The 589-nt window shown below is 59.8% G+C and carries 1 pseudogene; it reads left to right on the plus strand.

From position 1 onward, the window contains the following. Positions 1-589 (plus strand): annotated as a pseudogene (locus VF724_RS21350) (hypothetical protein); the annotation flags it as partial.

Here is a 589-nt window from a genome sequence, read left to right on the forward strand (position 1 = left end):
CACCCGCTCCAACTGGATTCGTCTTGAGGACTATGCCTACACGTATGACCAAGACGGCAACCTGCTCAGTGACGGACGAAGCAAGTACGAATGGAACAGCCAAGGCAAGCTGGCCAAAGTCACGTTCCCGGATGGGTTCGGAGAGGCCTACGCCTACGACAGCCTGGGACGGCGCAAGAGCAAGACGCAGTTCAACCACCGGGGTGAAACCCAGGAAGTGACGAACTACCACTACAAAGGCGACAGCTGGATAGTGGTCAAGGAGACGGACGAAAGCGGCAAGGAGACCCTCTCGTTCGGCTTTAACGAAGGCGGCAAGCCGCTGTCGGTGACCTACCAAGGGCAAACCTTCTGGTACGTGTACAACGGTCACGGCGACGTCGTGGCTCTGACGGACAAAGACGGCAACCTCGCGGCGCGGTACGAGTACGATGCATGGGGCTTGGTCGCAAGGATGTACAACCGCTTCGGGGAACGTGTGCGCGAAGGGATCGGCTACATCGGCGACCTCGGCACAGGCAACGGCAGCCCGGGCTCGCTGCAGGGACCGGTGGATGAGAACGGCAATATTGTGCCGGATTATACCCCG

The sequence above is a fragment of the Ferviditalea candida genome, from assembly GCF_035282765.1.
Taxonomy (GTDB): Bacteria; Bacillota; Bacilli; order Paenibacillales; family KCTC-25726; genus Ferviditalea; species Ferviditalea candida.